General features: G+C 38.4%; 19 protein-coding genes. All 19 read left to right on the forward strand.

Annotated features, from left to right (window positions below):
* Positions 1-166 precede the first annotated feature (166 nt).
* On the forward strand, positions 167-727 hold the full coding sequence (gene rnmV / locus ACLIJJ_RS24690; RefSeq protein WP_233318809.1) for a ribonuclease M5: 561 nt from the start codon (positions 167-169) through the stop codon (positions 725-727).
* The gene (gene rsmA / locus ACLIJJ_RS24695) at positions 720-1,595 is read left to right on the forward strand and encodes a 16S rRNA (adenine(1518)-N(6)/adenine(1519)-N(6))-dimethyltransferase RsmA (RefSeq protein ID WP_233318806.1); all 876 of its coding nucleotides are present in this window, start codon (positions 720-722) and stop codon (positions 1,593-1,595) included. Before rnmV ends, rsmA begins: the two co-directional genes overlap by 8 nt.
* Positions 1,596-1,775: 180 nt before the next feature.
* Entirely contained in the window at positions 1,776-2,654 is an 879-nt protein-coding gene (gene yabG / locus ACLIJJ_RS24700) for a sporulation peptidase YabG (protein WP_192486456.1), read from the forward strand.
* Positions 2,655-2,938: 284 nt separating this feature from the next.
* Positions 2,939-3,202 (forward strand): biofilm formation stimulator Veg, encoded by a 264-nt coding sequence (veg, locus tag ACLIJJ_RS24705; protein ID WP_192486457.1) that lies wholly within the window; start codon positions 2,939-2,941, stop codon positions 3,200-3,202.
* 148 nt (positions 3,203-3,350) lie between these two features.
* Positions 3,351-3,530 carry a small, acid-soluble spore protein, alpha/beta type gene (locus ACLIJJ_RS24710; protein WP_192486458.1) on the forward strand — a complete coding sequence of 60 codons (180 nt, stop codon included), beginning with the start codon at positions 3,351-3,353 and terminating at the stop codon, positions 3,528-3,530.
* 409 nt (positions 3,531-3,939) lie between these two features.
* Complete coding sequence (ispE, locus tag ACLIJJ_RS24715; protein ID WP_192486459.1) at positions 3,940-4,809, forward strand: 4-(cytidine 5'-diphospho)-2-C-methyl-D-erythritol kinase; 870 nt, start codon at positions 3,940-3,942, stop codon at positions 4,807-4,809.
* Positions 4,810-4,867: 58 nt separating this feature from the next.
* Positions 4,868-5,692, forward strand: a complete 825-nt coding sequence (purR, locus tag ACLIJJ_RS24720; protein WP_192486460.1) for a pur operon repressor — start codon at positions 4,868-4,870, stop codon at positions 5,690-5,692.
* Positions 5,693-5,705: 13 nt separating this feature from the next.
* The gene (locus ACLIJJ_RS24725) at positions 5,706-6,080 is read left to right on the forward strand and encodes a RidA family protein (RefSeq protein WP_233318805.1); all 375 of its coding nucleotides are present in this window, start codon (positions 5,706-5,708) and stop codon (positions 6,078-6,080) included.
* A gap of 158 nt (positions 6,081-6,238) precedes the next feature.
* Entirely contained in the window at positions 6,239-6,529 is a 291-nt protein-coding gene (gene spoVG / locus ACLIJJ_RS24730; RefSeq protein ID WP_101658244.1) for a septation regulator SpoVG, read from the forward strand.
* A 309-nt stretch (positions 6,530-6,838) separates the two neighbouring features.
* Entirely contained in the window at positions 6,839-8,209 is a 1,371-nt protein-coding gene (gene glmU / locus ACLIJJ_RS24735; protein WP_192486462.1) for a bifunctional UDP-N-acetylglucosamine diphosphorylase/glucosamine-1-phosphate N-acetyltransferase GlmU, read from the forward strand.
* Between the two features lie 100 nt (positions 8,210-8,309).
* Complete coding sequence (locus ACLIJJ_RS24740; RefSeq protein WP_192486463.1) at positions 8,310-9,266, forward strand: ribose-phosphate diphosphokinase; 957 nt, start codon at positions 8,310-8,312, stop codon at positions 9,264-9,266.
* 176 nt (positions 9,267-9,442) lie between these two features.
* Positions 9,443-10,081, forward strand: a complete 639-nt coding sequence (locus ACLIJJ_RS24745) for a 50S ribosomal protein L25/general stress protein Ctc (protein ID WP_411411843.1) — start codon at positions 9,443-9,445, stop codon at positions 10,079-10,081.
* A gap of 231 nt (positions 10,082-10,312) precedes the next feature.
* Complete coding sequence (gene pth, locus ACLIJJ_RS24750; RefSeq protein ID WP_192486465.1) at positions 10,313-10,876, forward strand: aminoacyl-tRNA hydrolase; 564 nt, start codon at positions 10,313-10,315, stop codon at positions 10,874-10,876.
* A 97-nt stretch (positions 10,877-10,973) separates the two neighbouring features.
* Positions 10,974-11,204 (forward strand): anti-sigma-F factor Fin, encoded by a 231-nt coding sequence (fin, locus tag ACLIJJ_RS24755; RefSeq protein WP_192486466.1) that lies wholly within the window; start codon positions 10,974-10,976, stop codon positions 11,202-11,204.
* 234 nt (positions 11,205-11,438) lie between these two features.
* On the forward strand, positions 11,439-14,981 hold the full coding sequence (gene mfd / locus ACLIJJ_RS24760) for a transcription-repair coupling factor (RefSeq protein WP_411411844.1): 3,543 nt from the start codon (positions 11,439-11,441) through the stop codon (positions 14,979-14,981).
* Positions 14,982-15,396: 415 nt separating this feature from the next.
* Positions 15,397-15,933, forward strand: a complete 537-nt coding sequence (gene spoVT / locus ACLIJJ_RS24765; protein WP_192486470.1) for a stage V sporulation protein T — start codon at positions 15,397-15,399, stop codon at positions 15,931-15,933.
* A 130-nt stretch (positions 15,934-16,063) separates the two neighbouring features.
* Complete coding sequence (locus tag ACLIJJ_RS24770; RefSeq protein WP_233318800.1) at positions 16,064-16,444, forward strand: GntR family transcriptional regulator; 381 nt, start codon at positions 16,064-16,066, stop codon at positions 16,442-16,444.
* Positions 16,445-16,446: 2 nt separating this feature from the next.
* The gene (locus tag ACLIJJ_RS24775; protein ID WP_233318798.1) at positions 16,447-17,547 is read left to right on the forward strand and encodes a DUF1648 domain-containing protein; all 1,101 of its coding nucleotides are present in this window, start codon (positions 16,447-16,449) and stop codon (positions 17,545-17,547) included.
* Between the two features lie 125 nt (positions 17,548-17,672).
* Positions 17,673-19,277: a putative polysaccharide biosynthesis protein gene (locus ACLIJJ_RS24780; protein WP_233318797.1), complete on the forward strand. Its 1,605-nt coding sequence runs from the start codon at positions 17,673-17,675 to the stop codon at positions 19,275-19,277.

Consider the following 19,277-nt stretch of genomic DNA (forward strand, 5'->3'; position numbering starts at 1 on the left):
TTATTCCTCTGTTTTTTTCTTTTGAACGGATTTTGTTGAAAAGAAAAATTTGAGCTATAATAACCTTTAGAATTTCATTTAACTCTTTTCTATAATATATAGACGTTTATTGTTACAAAAATGTTTCATTTTTTTTGCAAAACTTAAATTTTTTTTTGGAGGCTTCATGAAACTTAGAGAAATCATTGTAGTGGAAGGAAGAGATGACACTACCGCTGTCAAAAGAGCAGTCGATGCTGATACAATTGAAACAAATGGTTCTGCCATCAATAAGGCAACAATTGAGGCAATAAAGCTGGCTAATGAAACGAGAGGAGTCATAATACTGACTGATCCAGACTTTCCTGGCCAAAAAATAAGAAATACAATAGAAAAGCACATACCTAATTGTAAACATGCATTCATTGCAAAGGAAAAGGCATTGCATAAGCATGGAAAGGGTGTTGGTGTAGAACATGCCTCAGTGGAAGTGATTAGAGAGGCGCTCAAAGAAGCCCATCACATGGAAGAAAGCATTATAGAGCAAATTACTAAAGAGGACTTACTAGATGCACAGCTGATTGGCGGACCTGGATCGAAGGAGCGAAGAGAAAAGCTGGGCAAGATATTAAAAATAGGGTATACAAATGGCAAACAGCTTCATAAAAGGCTGATGATGTTTAACATCTCCAAGCAGGACTTTGCAGCAGCGGTTAATGCTATTTGGCAGGAGGAAAAAGATGTATAAAGATATAGCAACACCAGTAAGAACAAAAGCTATCTTAGAGAAATATGGATTTTCTTTTAAAAAGAGTCTTGGTCAAAACTTTTTAATTGATACGAATATATTAAGAAATATTGTAGACCATGCAGAGTTGTCGGAGTCTTCAGGTGCAATTGAGGTTGGACCAGGAATTGGTGCATTAACAGAACAGCTGGCAAAGCGTGCAAAAAAAGTTGTTGCCTATGAGATTGACCAGCGTCTGTTGCCTATTTTGAGCGAAACGCTTGAGCCATATCCGAATGCTAAGGTGATCCATTCGGACGTACTGAAGGCAAATGTAAAGGAAATGATTGAGGAAGAATTCGCAGGTATTGATGATATTATGCTTGTGGCTAACTTACCTTATTATGTAACTACTCCAATCATTATGAAAATTTTGGAGGAGAACTTGCCGCTGCGCGGAATTGTCGTGATGCTCCAAAAGGAAGTAGCTGACCGTATATCAGCTCGTCCAAGTACGAAGGAATATGGTTCCCTATCAATAGCGATTCAATATTACACAGTTCCAGAGGTTGTAATGATCGTGCCTAAGACAGTATTTGTACCACAACCGAATGTCGATTCTGCTGTTATCAGGCTGACGATTAGGGAAAAGCCTTTAGTTGCAGTTAAAAGTGAGGAATTCTTCTTCCGAGTGACTAGAGCTAGCTTTGCTCAACGGAGAAAAACCATTTTAAATAATTTAACAAGCCAGCTTGAAAATGGTAAGGAGAAAAAAGAAGCGATTATAGCTGCCCTTGAAACTGCTGGAATTGAGCCTTCCAGACGAGGAGAATCTCTTTCTATTGAAGAATTTGCTGCACTTAGCGATGCGCTGTATGATTCGTTTTAAACCGTTAATAAACATTGAAGGACCGGCCCTTTTAATTGAGGGGCCGGTTTCTTTTTTATAGGTGACAGGTGATGGGGTAAATTGTTCCTCACATCTTTCTGGACTTTTGCATAGTTTAATGAGAGGTAGATAAGAAACATTAGCCCATTCATTAGGCAGGGCGTACTGGAGTGACGACTAGTGAGCATAAACATCATGGATATCGTCGGCAGAAAATCCTATCATTGTGATTTAGCTTTTCGAATTATTGATATAAAGGAAGAAAATGGACGCAAATATGCTGTTTTGTATGGGGAGGATTTCCGTCTCATTGCAGACGCTCCTTTTGATGACTTAATTTCTATCAATAAGCCGATGCAGAGAAAGATGGCGCAAGAGATTCAATTTTTAGAGGAACAATCATTAGCACTATTTAGGCAGGATGTAAACCTGCTGAAAAGGAAACAGGAGTATTCTTCTACAGATGCTTACAGTAAACCAATTAACTATTTTCAAATGCCTGGGAAGGTATTGCATTTGGATGGAGATCCTAACTACTTGAAGAAATGCCTTGATCTATATGAAAAAATAGGAATTCCTGTAACGGGGGTTCATTCTAATGAGAAGGAAATGCCGGGTAAAATCGGGAAGCTCCTTGAGTATTATCGGCCGGATATACTTGTAGTAACCGGCCATGATGCTTATTCTAAGTCATTAGGAGACAAGAAGGACATAAATGCGTACCGCCATTCTAAATATTTTGTGCAAACAGTTATGGAAGCAAGGCGGAGAGTTCCACATCTGGATCAGCTTGTAATTTTCGCAGGAGCTTGCCAATCGCACTTTGAATCCCTTATACATGCAGGAGCAAACTTTGCAAGCTCTCCTTCAAGGGTCAATATTCATGCTCTAGATCCTGTGTATATTGTAGCGAAAATAAGCTATACACCATTCATGGAAAGGGTAAACGTTTGGGATGTGCTGCGAAATACGCTCACAGGGGAAAAAGGGCTTGGTGGTATTGAAACAAAGGGAGTGCTGCGCACAGGCATGCCGTTTAACACGAATGCATCTGAATAGTCTAAGGACTTAAGAAAAGTGTATAATACAGAAAAATCACGATATAGATAACAGGTTTTCTCGAAAAGAGGGAGCTTGTTTTTTTTATTTAGAAAGGCTCCTTTATAAAAAAAACTTTAATACATAATTATGGTAGAATGGGAAAAAATAAAATTGTTGAAAAATAGAAGAAAAATAAGAATAAAAAATATTGACAACTTCTAAAAGAGACTGTTATAATTTATATTTTTGTTTGACTCTATTGTGTCAGTGTGATATACTTTACACAGTGAGGTGGACCGAAAATGGCAAAAACATTATCAGATATAAAAAAAGCTCTTGATTCGAATTTAGGGAAAAGATTGATGCTGAAGGCTAATGGCGGTCGTCGTAAAACGATTGAACGTTCAGGTGTATTGGCTGAAACATATCCCTCTGTGTTTGTGGTAGAGTTAGATCAGGATGAAAATGCATTTGAACGGGTATCGTACAGTTATGCAGATGTTTTAACAGAAACGGTTCAAATTACCTTCTATGAAGATACATCAGGACAAGTTGCTCTAAGCTAATATATATTGTAGAGACTAGCAGTTACCACGTGGTTGCTGCTTTTTTCATGGGGAAAATCTGTGATAACTGGAAATAGAAACAGTACATGAAAAAAAAACAGGGTTACATACTATAACTACCGTGAATAATGAAAGGAGAGGTTTAAGGTTGAGTAGACGAAGAGGAATTATGTCAGAAGGGCTAAAAGAAGAAATTGCAAAAGAACTAGGTTTTTATGATGTTGTCCAAAAGGATGGATGGGGCGGCATCCGAGCTAAGGATGCTGGGAACATGGTCAAGAGGGCAATTGAAATCGCTGAGCAGAGTCTTCTAAATAATCAAAAGTGAATTTTGATTCCTTTAAATTAAATCCTGTTTACAAAAATTAACTATCAAGGATTTATTCACGGCATCAGGTTTAACTCTGCACCCTTTTCACTATAGGGAAGGGTGTAGGGTTAGGTCTTTTTTTGCACCTTTTTTCTAACAAGTAAAAAAGCTAGGAAACGAGCGGAAAAAACATAAATGATTCTTAGTATTTTGCTTTAAATGACATATTTTATGGTAAAATCACTATAGCCATAAAATGCTGTGAATTTATTCATTAAACATAAAGCAATCAATAGTTTGCTTCTTTGTTTTTTGTTTCATACATAGAAGAATTGGGTTATTATATCAGTCATTCTTTTTATTTCCTATTGTGTGGTACAATAGGACGAAAAAGCGGACTTATGAAAATGTTAAGTAGGTGGAAATATTGAAGCTTTTGGTGAAGGCACCAGCTAAAATCAACTTATCGTTGGATGTATTGAGTAAAAGGCCGGATGGCTATCATGAGGTAGAAATGATCATGACAACCATTGACCTTGCAGACAGAATTGAACTTATTCTGGAAGAGAAGGATTCCATAAAGATAAATTCCCTTAATCGATTTGTACCCGATGACCAAAGGAATCTTGCTTATCAAGCAGCAAATCTATTAAAGAAAAAGTTTAATGTTAAAAAGGGAGTTACAATTAAAATTGAAAAGAACATCCCGGTTGCAGCAGGACTTGCAGGGGGAAGCAGCGATGCTGCAGCAGTATTGAGGGGTCTAAACAAGCTGTGGGACCTTCAATTGACCCTTGATGAGCTTGCTGAGATTGGAGCGGAAATCGGCTCTGATGTGAGCTTTTGTGTATATGGGGGCACGGCCCTCGCAACTGGCAGAGGAGAAATGATTAAGGAAATCCCTGCTCCGCCTATTTGCTGGGTAGTGTTGGCCAAGCCCTTTATAGGCGTGTCTACAGCGGATATTTACAAAAAGTTGAATGTCTCGCAAATTAATCACCCTGATACTGAAGGTATGATTGAGTGCATTCGCACAGGCGATTATGAAGCAATGTGCAATAATGTCGGGAATGTACTAGAAGATGTAACGTTAAATCTGTATCCTGAGGTGGCTCAAATAAAGGACCAGATGAAAAAGTTCGGGGCAGATGCAGTATTGATGAGCGGCAGCGGTCCGACTGTCTTTGGATTAATCCAGCATGATTCAAGAATGAACCGTGTATATAATGGATTAAGAGGTTTTTGCGACCAAGTATTTGCAGTCCGCATGATGGGGAATCGTCATACCCTTGATTAAATCCGTATAATACTGTAATATTAACTGTAAAATATTCGGATTTTTGGAGGTTCGCCTTATGAAATTTCGTCGTAGTGAACGTTTAATAGACATGACGAATTATTTATTAGAGCATCCAAGGCAATTAGTTTCCTTATCTTATTTTTCCGAAAGGTATGGTTCTGCTAAATCTTCCATCAGTGAAGACTTAGCGATAATAAAAGAAACCTTTGAGGAAAGAGGAATAGGGATTCTGCAAACATTGCCAGGTGCTGCAGGTGGCGTGAAATATCACGCTAAAGTTAATGAAGAGGAAGCAAAAGCATTCATAGAGGAGCTCTGTCAATTAATAATGAAACCTGACAGGCTGCTTCCCGGTGGATATCTTTATATGACAGATATTCTAGGAGATACGGCTCTTGTACAAAGGGTAGGGAAAATCTTTGCGTCTGCTTTTGCTGAAACAAATATTGATGTTGTGATGACAGTGGCAACAAAAGGGATCCCGCTTGCCTATGCTGTTGCTTCATTCTTGAATGTTCCAGTTGTGATGGTAAGAAGGGACAGTAAAGTAACGGAAGGATCAACAGTGAGCATTAATTATGTATCAGGCTCATCCAAGCGGATTCAAACGATGGTTCTTTCAAAACGAAGCTTAGAGCAAGGCTCCAACGTACTTATTGTCGATGATTTCATGAAGGCAGGCGGCACAGTGAATGGCATGATCAGCCTATTGGATGAATTTAATGCTAACGTTGCCGGTATTGCCGTCTTGATTGAGGCGGAAGAAGCGGAGGAAAGGCTTGTTGATGATTATTTGTCATTGGTAAAACTTTCTGGTGTGGATGTTAAAGAAAAGAAAATATCTGTTGAAGTTGGAAATTTTTTTGATAAGAACCAATAGGGGGATAATGAAAATGAAAATTGTACAAACAAATGATGCGCCAGCAGCAATTGGTCCATATTCTCAAGGAATTATTGTCAATAACATGTTCTACAGCTCCGGCCAAATCCCTTTGACTGCAGAAGGAGAATTAGTTACTGGTGACGTACAGGAACAAACACACCAAGTATTTAAAAATCTTGCAGCGGTACTGAAAGAAGCAAATGCTTCTTTTGAAACTGTCGTGAAAGCTACTGTTTTCATTAAAAACATGGATGACTTTGCAGCAATTAATGAAGTGTACGGTCAATATTTTAATGTACATAAACCTGCACGTTCTTGTGTAGAAGTAGCAAGATTGCCTAAAGATGTACTAGTTGAAATGGAAGTAATCGCATTAAGTAAGTAACTTTAGGTAGGAATATGTTAGTTTTTGTAACTAAAGCTAGCGTTTTTTAGGATTTTATCTTAAATATTCTAAAAAATTTTGCTGATTAAGAAGGAGTTATGGAAATTCTGTTGAATTACTTAACTAGATTTTATCTTCTAGTAAAGGTGGTGAACAGAATGGAAGTAACTGACGTAAGACTACGCCGAGTCAATACGGATGGACGAATGAGAGCCATTGCCTCTATTACTCTAGATAATGAGTTTGTTGTTCACGATATTAGGGTCATTGACGGAAATAACGGTTTATTTGTCGCAATGCCTAGCAAACGGACACCAGATGGTGAATTTAGGGATATTGCTCATCCGATTAACTCCGGGACAAGAGGTAAAATCCAGGAAGCTGTTTTAACAGAGTACCACCGTTTAGGTGAATTAGAAGTTGAATTTGAAGAAGCTGGTGCTTCCTAAAGAATAATGAGCAGCTAGAGCCTACTTCCGAAGAGTAAGGCTCTTTTTTTTGCGACTACAGATAGTTGAAGCATAATTTTATATAGATATAGAAATAATTTGCACATGTGAATTATTACAGTGGAAAAAAGGTAAGCGGATTCTTAGCATCCGTAAGAAAAGTAAATAAAAAAATCATTGATGAGAAACCCTTATACACCTTATTATTTCAGCTGTTTTTCATATATTTGGATACAAACATTCCTTGAAATCATGCTGTAATTAGGATATATTTTTAATGGATAAAAAGGTTAAATTGGAGGCCCGTTAATGATAAATCGATACGCAGTGATTTTGGCCGCAGGACAAGGAACAAGAATGAAGTCTAAGCTATATAAAGTGCTTCATCCAGTTTGCGGCAAGCCGATGGTGCAGCATGTAGTCGATCAAGTATCAAAGCTTCAAATGGAGCGTATTGTAACTGTTATAGGCCACGGTTCGGATCAAGTTAAAGCACAGCTTGGAGATAAAATCAGTTATGCTTATCAGGCTGAACAGTTAGGAACTGCACACGCAGTTATGCAGGCTAAGGAGTTTCTTCAAGATAAAGAAGGAGTCACAGTCGTTGTTTGCGGTGATACACCTTTGATTACATCGGAGACGTTAGAGGCTCTTTGCAGTTATCATTTAGAAGTTTCCGCTAAAGCAACAGTATTGACTGCAGTTGCAGACGACCCGACAGGTTATGGACGGATTGTACGGAACGATATTGGTGAAGTTGAAAAAATTGTTGAACATAAAGATGCTTCGGATGACGAAAAGAAAATTGTCGAAATAAATACTGGTACGTACTGTTTTGATAATGCAGCTCTGTTTGAGGCATTGAATAATGTCACAAATGAAAATGCTCAAGGGGAGTACTATTTGCCTGATGTCATTGAGATTTTCAAAAAACAAGGTGAAATAGTATCTGCATATAAGACAGAGGACTTTAATGAGACGATTGGCGTGAATGACCGGATTGCATTGGCTGAAGCTGAAAGACTCCTTAAGAAACGTGTCAATGAAGCTCATATGCGCAATGGTGTCACGATTGTAGATCCATCAAATACTTATATCGGCACAGATGTTACGATTGGAAATGATACGGTCATCTTGCCAGGCACAATAATTTCAGGGCAAACAGCTATTGCTTCCGATTGTGTTATTGGACCAAATACGGAAATAAGCAATTGTGTTATTGGAGAAAATACTGAAATCAGGCAATCTGCTGCATTTGACAGCAAAATTGGTTCGAATGTAAATATTGGACCTTTCGCCCATATCCGTCCTGCCTCCGCTATAGGTGATGACGTGAAAATAGGTAATTTTGTTGAAATCAAAAAGGCGGAATTTGGGGACAGAAGCAAAGCTTCCCATTTAAGCTATATCGGTGATGCGACAGTTGGCAGTGATGTCAATATAGGCTGTGGTACGATAACAGTCAATTACGACGGCGAAAATAAGTTTTTGACAACCATAGAAGATGGTGCATTCATTGGCTGTAATTCCAATTTGATAGCACCAGTCAAAGTAGGCAAAGGAGCTTACGTTGCAGCTGGTTCTACTATTACAGATGATGTTCCAGCGGATGCGTTATCCATTGCACGGGCCCGACAAGTTAATAAAGATGAGTACGTGAAAAAGTCAAAGCAAGATTGAAAGAAGTAAAAAGTGGAATAAGAGGGAATTAATCCTGTCTTATTCCTTGCTGAAATTAGGACAAGCTATTAATTAGGAATAAAGCCAGTGGAGGTTCATCATGCTAGTTAAAAATACAGATCCAAACTTAAAGGTATTTACCTTAAATTCCAATCCGGCGTTGGCAGCGGAAATTGCCAAAACAATCGGCGTAGAACTAGGTAAGTGCTCTGTTACACGTTTCAGTGATGGAGAAATTCAAATCAATATTGAAGAGAGCATTCGTGGTTGTGATGTTTATATTATTCAATCAACAAGTTCTCCTGTAAATGAGCACATCATGGAGCTTCTTATCATGATTGATGCTTTAAAACGCGCTTCTGCTAAAACAATTAACTTGGTAATACCTTACTATGGTTATGCACGTCAAGATCGTAAAGCTCGTGCACGTGAACCAATTACAGCTAAGCTGGTAGCGAATCTGTTGGAAACTGCAGGAGCTACTCGTGTTATAACGTTAGACTTGCATGCACCGCAAATTCAAGGATTCTTCGATATTCCTATCGATCACTTGATGGGTGTGCCAATTTTAGGTGAATATTTCAGCAAAAGGGAATTCGACGGCGATATTGTCATCGTATCACCAGACCATGGCGGTGTAACAAGAGCTCGTAAGCTTGCAGAGCGTCTTAAAGCACCAATTGCTATCATTGATAAACGACGTCCTAAACCGAATGTGGCTGAAGTCATGAACATCGTCGGAAATATCGAAGGAAAAATTGCTATTCTTATTGACGACATCATTGACACTGCTGGCACAATTACTCTTGGAGCAAATGCTCTTGCTGAGAATGGAGCGAAGGAAGTGTACGCTTGCTGTACACACCCTGTTCTGTCTGGACCTGCAATGGAAAGAATTAAGAATTCAAAAATAAAAGAGCTTGTAGTTACAAACTCTATTGAGCTTCCAGAAGAAAAGCTTACAGATAACGTAATTCAACTTTCTGTAGCAGAATTGCTTGGAGAAGCAATAATCAGAGTTCATTCCGATCAGTCAGTAAGCTATCTTTTTGATTAAGAAATATGTCGCTCTCTGTTAAGGGGAGCGACTTATTTCTATTGGGATATTGGTCTTCTGTATTCTTTCACTCTTAGGAAAAAATTACCTAGTTACTAACTAGTATGTTTAAAATAGCTAGTTTTAGGGAATTTTTTATATATAGTGATTTGAATATAATGGAGGCGAATTTTATTATGAGTGCAACATTACAAGCAAAAAAGCGTACGGTTTCTAAGCATTCGGTGTTAACGGATTTAAGGACTAAAGGAGACATTCCAGGCGTGGTTTATGGTTCCAAAGTGGACAGCACATCTATTACGCTAAATGAAGCGAACTTTTTAAAAGTATTGAAGGATGTTGGACGCAATGGAGTTATTTCCTTGGATGTCGATGGTGATAAGCACAATGTTGTGCTGAACGAATATCATTCTGATCCGATTAAACGAACAATTCTACATGTTGACTTTTTAGCGGTTGATTTATCAAAAGAAATAACTGCAACAGTCAGAATCAATCTTACTGGCGAATCAAGCGGCGTAAAGGATGGCGGCGTTCTGCAGCAGGCGCTGCATGAAGTCGAAGTAACAGCAAAGCCTAACGATATTCCTGCTGCTATTGATATTGATATCAGCAGCCTGCAGGTTGGCGAAACGCTATCTATCTCTGATATTAAAGGATATGACAATCTGGAAATTAACCATGAGGCAGAAGAAACCATTGCTTCCATACTTCCTCCAAGACAAGAGGAAGAAATAAGCACTGGTGAGCAGCAAGATGGTGGAATTCCAGAAAATGTAGAAGGCAGAGAAACGACTGTTGAGGAAACAGATTAATTTTTATTAGGTAATATGGACCTTTTGTATGTATTTAATGATTAAATGCTTAAAAAAGGAAGGTATGCATTAAATGGATGTAGAATATCAAATAGGATGGCAAGTTGTGCTTGTTCCTATTTGATATATACATACAAGCTGTGATAATCAATAATGGAGGCTTGGCCGATTGAGAAGTTATTGGCAAGCCTTCTTTTTCTGTATATAAACAAGAATAAAAGGGTGAATTTCATGAAATTGGTAGTAGGCTTGGGCAACCCAGGAAAGCAATACGAAAAAACAAGGCATAATATTGGCTTTGAAGTTATAGATTATATATCTAAAGAGTATGGAATCCCTTTGGATAAATCTAAATTCAAGGGACAATATGGCATCGGGATGATTAATGGAGAAAAGGCAGTACTGTTAAAGCCGCTGACGTACATGAACTTGTCTGGGGAATCCATCCGCCCAATCATGGACTATTATGATATTAAAACAGAGGATATCGTTGTAATATACGACGATTTAGATTTGCCAGTCGGCAAAATAAGATTGCGACAAAAAGGAAGCTCTGGCGGACATAATGGGATTAAATCGACGATTGCCCATACAGGCACTGAAAAATTTAATCGTATTCGTGTCGGAATTGACAGGCCCCAGAATGGGATGAAAGTGACAGATTATGTTTTAGGAAGATTTACGAAGGAAGAGCAAGAGGCTTTGGAAATCATTGTGAAGAAATGTTCTGATGCTTGTGAACAGTGGATGAAAGAACCATTCCTGCAAGTGATGAATATATATAATATCCAGTAAGCGTTTTAAGGCCGCTGTGCTTTTAGATTCTTAAGTATAACTTCCCTCCAAAAGGTAAATACTAGCACTAGTATAAAGCTTTAAGGAGGCCTGCTTTATGGCTATACATTATAATTGCCGTCATTGTGGAGTAAAGATAGGAAGTATTGAAGCGAAGTCTGTTGAAACTTCCCGGCTGGGCTTTGATATCTTGACAGAACAAGAAAGAGCAGAGATGATAAATTACAGCGGGTCAGGCGATATTCATATCAAGTCCATTTGTGAGGATTGCCAAGAATCATTAGCTAAAAATCCAGGTTATTATGAAACCGATTATTTGATTCATTAATGTTATGAAAGCATTTCATGGCGAAAGAAGCTTTGGAGCGATTCCAAAGCATTTTTCCGTTTGCTTGTTTACAGAATTTTGGAGACTTAATGTAATATAATATTATTGATCTAAACAAAAAAATTATAAATAGATAAACAGGCTTCAAGGGGCAGATAAAATGTATGATAGGTGTAATTTGTACGAAAAAACAAGATTGTTTTTTCATTTTTTAAGTAGGGAGGGAATCTTCTATTGTTAGGCCTAAAAAAATTATTCAATAAACAGGAAGACATTAAAAATGTCATGTCTGGTGTTGAGGCGGGGTTGAAGGAACAAATAGTTTCTGGTTTATCTAACTCTGCAAGAACACTATTTATGACTTCTATATATGAGCAAACAAAAAGACCAGTGGTTGTAGTAGCACCAAATCTGCTTCAGGCACAAAAACTTTATGATGATATAACTAATGTAGTGGACGAGAAGGAAGTATTCTTGTACCCTGCCAATGAGCTTATAGCTGCTGAAATTAGTATCTCCAGTCCAGAATTAAAGGCACAGCGGATTGAAGTGCTGAACCACTGGACAAATGATAAAACAGCTAAAGGGATACTGATTGTCCCTGTTGCGGGTTTGAGAAAGATGCTTCCACCAAAAAGTCTGTGGCAAGCACAGCAAATTGAACTTGAAGTCGGTAAGGATATTAATCTGGAAGAGCTCATCCAACGCTTTGTTACGACTGGATATGTACGAACAGATATGGTTTCTGCCCCTGGTGACTTCAGTTTAAGAGGGGGTATATTGGATATTTATCCTTTAACTGAGGAGTATCCCCTACGTATGGAATTGTTTGATACAGAAATTGATTCTATTCGAACATTCTCACTAGAAGACCAGCGTTCAAAAGATAAGCTCTCTTCCATAACAATTGGTCCAGCAACAGAGGTTATTATTGATACAGTTGAGCTGGAGGCTTTTGCAGCAAAGGTCGAGACTGGCTTGGCAAAAAGTCTGAAAAAGATTAAAGATGAAAAGACGAAGACACTGCTTGCACAGAATATAGGACATGAGATTGAGCAGCTGAAAAATGGCCAGAAGCCGGAGCAGCTCTATAAATATTTATCTCTTCTATATCCTGATCATACAAGTTTGATAGACTATTTACCAAAAAATGGTCTGGTTTTTATTGATGAAATTAGTAGAGTTCAAGAAATGAACGATACATTGGAGAAGGAAGAGGCTGATTGGTATACTGGCCTGCTGAATGAAGGGGAAATCATTCATGACATGAAGCTTTCGCAAAATGTCCAAGATTTGCTTCATAAGGCTGTGCAGCCAATTGTTTATATGTCTTTATTCCTGCGCCATGTTCCGAATACGAATCCGCAGAATATCATTAATGTTACGTGTAAACAAATGCAAAGCTTCCACGGGCAAATGAATGTGCTTAAATCTGAGATGGATCGTTGGAAGAAGAATAAGTACTCTGTCCTTGTTTTAGCGAACAATCAGGAAAGGTTAGAGAAGCTAGAACAAGTGCTTCAAGATTATGATATTCAGGCAGATATTCAAACAGACAATGACAGGATTGCGACAGGCAAAATTCAGCTGCTGGAGGGAAGCCTTCAGTCTGGCTTTGAAATGCCATTATTAAAGCTTGCTGTTATTACTGAGGAAGAGCTGTTTAAGACTAAAGTGAAAAAATCATCTGCACGGAGGCAAAAGCTTTCTAATGCAGAAAGAATAAAGAGCTATTCTGAGTTGAAAATTGGCGATTATGTTGTGCATGTAAATCACGGGATTGGTAAGTACTTAGGAATTGAAACATTGCAAATCAATGGTATTCATAAAGATTACCTCCATTTACGCTATCAAGGCAGCGACAAGCTGTATGTTCCTGTTGATCAGATAGACTTAGTGCAAAAATATGTAGGGTCAGAGAGCAAAGAGCCAAAAATATATAAATTGGGCGGCAATGATTGGAAGAAGGTTAAGAAGAAGGTTGAATCATCTGTTCAGGACATTGCTGATGATCTTATTAAGCTATATGCAGAGCGGGAAGCAGCCGTCGGCTATGGTTTCTCTCCAGATGGAGAAATGCAGCGGGAATTTGAATCATCCTTTGCATACCAAGAGACAGAAGATCAGCTACGCTCTATCCATGAGATCAAAAAGGATATGGAAAGAGAACGCCCAATGGATAGACTGTTATGTGGAGATGTTGGCTATGGGAAAACGGAAGTTGCCATTCGTGCAGCCTTCAAAGCAATTGCAGATGGAAAGCAAGTCGCTTTTCTTGTGCCTACAACAATCTTAGCACAGCAGCATTATGAGACTTTGAGAGAGCGATTCCAGGATTATCCGATTGAAATAGGATTATTAAGCAGATTTAGGACAAGAAAGCAGCAGACAGACACTATTAAAGGGTTAAAAGCAGGCACCTTTGATATCGTTGTGGGAACACATCGTATTCTTTCAAAGGATATTACTTATCGTGATTTAGGTTTGCTGATCATTGATGAAGAACAGCGTTTTGGTGTTACGCATAAAGAAAAAATCAAGCAGCTAAAAACTAACGTAGATGTTCTGACATTAACAGCAACTCCTATTCCGAGAACGCTGCATATGTCAATGCTGGGTGTGCGCGACCTTTCTGTTATTGAGACACCGCCGGAGAACCGCTTCCCAATACAGACATATGTAATGGAATATAACGGAGCACTAGTGCGTGAAGCGATTGAAAGGGAATTGGCACGTAACGGGCAAATCTACTTCCTGTATAACCGGGTTGAAGATATTGAACGGAAAGCAGAGGAAATATCGATGCTTGTCCCAGATGCAAGGGTAACATATGCCCACGGGCAAATGACCGAAAATGAGCTGGAATCGGTTATGCTCAGCTTCCTAGAGGGAGAGTTTGATGTGTTGGTTAGCACAACCATCATTGAGACAGGTGTAGATATCCCGAATGTAAATACACTAATTGTTCAGGATGCTGATCGCATGGGTCTTTCCCAGCTTTACCAGCTGCGCGGACGTGTGGGACGCTCAAACCGGGTTGCCTATGCATACTTTACTTACCGCAAGGATAAAGTTCTCACAGAAGTAGCAGAAAAAAGGCTGCAGGCAATCAAGGAATTTACTGAACTTGGTTCAGGCTTCAAAATTGCCATGAGAGATTTGACGATAAGAGGAGCAGGTAATCTTCTCGGAGCACAGCAGCATGGATTTATTGATTCAGTCGGATTTGATTTGTATTCTCAAATGCTCAAGGATGCTATTGAAGAAAGAAAAGGTACATTTGATGAGCAGCAGAAACAGACAATTGATCTAGATCTGGATATTGATGCTTATATCCCAGACTTTTATATTAGTGATGGTCAGCAGAAGATTGAAATGTATAAGAGGTTCAGAGGGGTTGCGTCCTTTGATGAGCTTTCAGAGCTTCAGGATGAAATGGTCGACAGATTTGGAGATTATCCATCTGAGGTTGCTTATTTGTTCAAATTGACAGAAATGAAGCTGTATGGAAAAGCTGCTGGAGTAGAGCTTATTAAACAATCGAAAGAAGAAGTTCTGATTCTATTGTCTGAGCATGGCAGCAGTTTAATGGACGGACAGAAGATTTTCGAGAAGAGTTCGAAGTTTGGCCGTATGATTGGTTTAGGAATGGATGGCAAAAAATTAAAAATCGTCCTCCATGTAAAAGGAATTGAAACAGATAAGTGGCTAAATGCTTGTTATGAAATGGTAGAGGCCTTGAGCACATTTAAAAAAGAGCCTCAAGAGGCAAGCTGAAAATATGATAACTGAAAACTGTTTGGAGAGGGCATCATGCTTGTATCCAAACAGTTTTTTTGTCTTATTATGCCTATGCGCAGGTTTATCTAATATGGACAGGGGTAAAGAAAACCAGAGATATAATTGCTAAAAGGCAGCTTTTTAATGGATTCCGCTTTTTTGTCAAAGCAATGCCAATGTTTATGTTTTGTTTTGGAAAAAATGTCTTTAGCCGCAACTGTAAATTTTGCAGAAAATGTCCCGTGTTACCTAAGATGGTAATATTCACATCGAAGAGAAAATTTTACGTAGTTAATGTATAGAACTTTCCATATGAAAGATACTAAGTTTAAATATGGTAGCATTTCATATTTTACAGAAGAAATACTTACCAATATTAAAAAATCATCTGATGAAAGTGAGGCAACATGAAATGAAAGCAACTGGAATTGTGCGTCGAATCGATGATTTGGGTCGTGTCGTTATCCCAAAAGAAATCAGAAGAACTTTACGTATCCGTGAAGGAGATCCACTGGAAATATTCGTAGATCGCGATGGGGAAGTAATTTTGAAGAAGTATTCTCCTATTAGCGAGCTAAGTGATTTTGCTAAAGAGTATGCAGAAGCTCTTTATGATAGCTTAGGAAACTCTGTATTAATTTGTGACAGGGATACCTATATCGCAGTTGCCGGTGGGTCGAAGAAGGAATATTTAAACAAGAATATCAGTGAAGTTATTGAGAAGGCAATGGAGGACAGAGGATCAGTCCTTATTACACAGCAAGAGCAAATTGCACTCGTAGATAACAATACAGAAACTGTTTCTGCCTATACCATCGGACCAATCATTGCAAATGGTGATCCAATTGGTGCAGTTATCATTTTTTCTAAAGAAGGTACTCTTGGCGAGGTAGAAAAGAAAGCAGTAGAAACTGCTGCTGGCTTTTTAGCTAGACAAATGGAATCCTAATCTTAATATTGTTAAGGGCAGCTATATTGGCTGCCTTTTTTGTTGTTTTTAAAAGAAAATCAGTGTCTTGTTATATGAAGTGTAGAACAAATCTGTTATAATAAAGGTATAACAAGTAAGGAGAATAAAAATGTATATTAAATTAGACCCTCAATCAGACTTCCCTATTTATTCGCAATTAATACATCAATTAATGGAGGGAATTTTAAAAGGGGAATTAAAGGAGGGAGACATGCTTCCTTCTGTAAGGTCCTTAGCAGCTGACCTAGGTATTAACATGCATACAGTTAATAAAAGCTATCATGAGCTCGAAAAGAGAGGGATTATTCAAATTATCCCGAAATCAGGGGCGATTGTAAGACTTCAACATGCGAATCCTGGGTCTGAGCATTATGAGCGGCTTGTTAGAGAAATGAAGCCAGTATTGCTTGAGGCAATGACATTAGGAATGGGGAAAGCAGAGATAAACGGTCTTGTAGAATTGCTGATCAATGAATATAAGGGGGAATAAACATGGAACAAGGAATATTTATAGTGTTAATGGTTTTTCAAACAGTGATGCAAAGTATTATCCCTGTTGTCATGAGAAAAACACATGTGTTTGGTGTGTATGTACCGGATGAGTATAAAGATGAAAAGAGGGTGCAGTTTTATAAAAAACTATATGTGATCAGTTACTCAGCCGGTTCACTGGCTATTATTGCTGGTTATGCAATATGGATGAATGAACTGAATCCAAGTGTTAGAGCAGCTTTAGGTATGGTGCTTCTATTATCTTCGATGCTTTGGGGACTAATCTTATATTTTTACTGCCATGGAAAGATGTCGGAGTTGAAGAAGCGTACAGGTTGGTCTGCCGCTTTAAAGGAAGTGAAGATTACAGACTTGAGCGTCAGAAAGCTCGACGAAATGCTGCCATGGTTTATAGTAGCTATGCCGATTCTTTTAACACTAGGTTTAAGTGTGCTTACCCTCACGCAATATACTCAAATACCAGACAGTATTCCAACCCACTGGGGAGCTAATGGTCAACCCGACAGTTTTACGGAAAAAAGCTATCTTTCCGTTCTTTCCCATCTGCTGCTCCTATTGGTTATGCAGTCCATGTTTGTTGCCATCCACGAATTTACTAGAAAATCGGGAATCAAGATTAGCGCTTCTAACAAATCTGGTTCTAAGACAAGGCAGCTGCTTATGAGAAAGTACAACAGCTGGTTTTTAGCGATCATCTCTTTAGTAATAACGGTATTGTTGTCCTTCCTGCAATTATCCATTATTTATCCCGGCATATTTGCCGAGACTCTAATGCTGTTATTCCCGTTAGCATTTCTAGCGGTAGTATTGATTGGGACTCTTGTATATGCAATTAAAGTAGGAAAGCTAAATGTGCAGCTTGAGGCATTGACAAAAGCTGACGTCACGAAGGAAGTTTCTGATTTTGACTCAGACTATCATTGGAAGGGAGGACTTTTCTATTTCAATAAAAATGATCCATCGTTGTTCGTAGAGAAAAGGTTCGGAATAGGCTGGAGCATCAACTTTGCACAACCGTTAGGATATGCCATCATTTTTGGACCTCTCATTCTTATTATAATTGTGACATCTTTTCTGTAACAGAAAAAAGGAAAATGCTTTTTGTATTTTCCTTTTTTTAGCATTTTTGATGTAGTGTGCAAAGGCAACTAGGGTGGAATTGTGCTATAATACAAGCGAAACAGAAGATGGAAGGGGCCTTGCTTGTGCCTAAACAATCAAATAATTGGTTCACAGGTGCTATCATCCTGACAGTTGGAGCGCTTGTCGTAAAAATATTGAGCGCTGTATACAGAATACCCTTTCAAAATATAGTCGGAGATACAGGTTTTTATATATATCAACAGGTTTATCCAATCTATGGTGTGGCAATAGCTTTAAGTACATATGGATTTCCCGTTGTTATATCTAAGCTATATACAGAAATGAAATCAAAGGGCGATGTAATTGGACTGGAAGGACTTATTCGTTCCTCCTTTTTGCTTTTATACTCCTTGGGAATAGGCTCATTCTTGTTCTTATTCTTTGGAGCAGAGTATTTGTCAGCTGCTATGGGTGATGAAGAGTTAGCTATTCTGATTAAAGTGATATCATTTGCCTTTTTATTCACACCTTTTGTTGCTACATCTAGGGGATTGCTCCAAGGAGAAGGCAACATGGTTCCAACTGCTTTTTCTCAAGTTGCTGAACAGTTGATGAGGGTAGGCACCATTCTTTTTTGCTCCGTTTATTTCATAAGCAAAGGCTATTCGTTATATGCGGTTGGAGCAGGTGCGATGCTTGGCTCTGTAACAGGAGGTTTGCTTTCCTTTTTAGTGTTGTTTTACTTTTATAAAAAGCATCACTCTCTGCGTAGTATCTCGTCTGTTCGCAAATTATGGAACAGTGATAATAGAAAAATTATAAAAAGAATCATATATGAAGGAATTACTATTTCAATAAGCAGTATGCTGCTCATCTTATTACAGCTTGCTGACTCTTTAACAATTTATACTCAGCTTCTTTCTGCTGGAATTAATGAAGAAGAGGCAAAGGTGCTTAAAGGAATATATGACAGAGGACAGCCGTTAATACAGCTTGGGACAGTCATTTCTACTTCAATGGCTTTAACATTAGTACCATTTATTACAGGTGAAAGAATGAAAAAGGAAAAGAGCATTTTAGCTGAAAAGGTAAGATTTTCACTAGTGGTCAGCCTTTTCTTTGGGTTTGGTGCCTCCGTTGGTCTGCTAAGCATGATTAGTGAAGTAAACAGCATGCTGTTCCAAAATGAACAAGGGTCCCAGGTACTAGCGGTTTTATGCTTTGTCATTCTGCTTAATGCAATGATTGTTACATGTACTGCAGTACTTCAAGGATTGGGTTCTACTCTTTTCCCAGCTGTTATTGTTTTATTTGGGTTTGTCATTAAGTATGTGTTAAACGGCCCGTTTGTTTCTGCGTTTGGAACGAGCGGAGCAGCCTATGCGACTAACTTAACACTGCTTATCATTCTTGTATTAATGGCTGTTAAATTATATATGCTATTGAAAGTGCCGCTTGTAAATAGCAAGCATATAGTCATTATTTTGTTTGCGGCTATATGTATGTACTTATCTGTTGAAGGGTATATTCTTCTGACAGATATATTTATGCAAAGAGAAGACAGCCGTTTGCTGTCCGCATTTCAATCTCTGACGGGAGTAGTGCTTGGAGGATTTGTTTATGTCTTCCTCGTTCTTAGAGGCAATGTGTTTAAAGAGCAAGATTTGCTGGTATTGCCGTTCGGAAGGAAGTTAAGCTGGTTTTTACCTAAGAAAGGAAGAAAATAG

Source organism: Niallia laureatilytica, from assembly GCF_046613985.1.
Classification (GTDB): Bacteria; Bacillota; Bacilli; order Bacillales; family Cytobacillaceae; genus Niallia.